The 512-nt window shown below is 30.3% G+C and carries 1 protein-coding gene and 1 pseudogene; both read right to left on the minus strand.

What is annotated here, in order from left to right; all coding sequences use genetic code 11:
• A pseudogene (locus LS81_RS11795) lies at positions 1–198 on the minus strand (hypothetical protein); the annotation flags it as partial.
• A 49-nt stretch (positions 199–247) separates the two neighbouring features.
• On the minus strand, positions 248–512 hold a 265-nt coding region (locus tag LS81_RS11110), incomplete at its 5' end, for a BspA family leucine-rich repeat surface protein (protein WP_138069965.1).

The following is a 512-nucleotide window of genomic DNA, read 5'->3' on the forward strand; positions in this document are numbered from 1 at the left end:
TACCACCCAAAATAATCCACTCATATCAGTAATCTTACTTGTATTAATATCACCTAGATATACATTGTTATCTCTTATAAGTTTTAAAAGTTCTTGTTTGTTTTTTGGATGATATTTAAAGGTATTTGCATAGATATGTGTAAGTGTGCTTATACCTAGAAGACTTACTATACTTATTGTTTTTAACACTTTTTGCATGTTGCTCCTTTTTTATTGTATTGTTAGATTCTATAGTGTATGTGAAATATTAATCTTTTTTATACCATTTTGGTGGATTGTATTGCATTGAGGAAAAATCAAACATCTCGCTTATATCTGTTGCATTACTTACATTCCAAGAATCTAGATTCTGATCAAAGGATTGTGCAAATGCAAACATGGAACTCATGTCCTTAACATTACTCACATTCCAAGAATCTAAGGGCTGATTGAAAGATGTTGTATAAGCAAACATATTATTCATATTGGTAACCTTGCTTACATTCCAAGAATCTAGGGGTTGGTTGAAGGAT

It is taken from the genome of Helicobacter trogontum (assembly GCF_000765905.2).
Lineage (GTDB): Bacteria > Campylobacterota > Campylobacteria > Campylobacterales > Helicobacteraceae > Helicobacter_A > Helicobacter_A trogontum.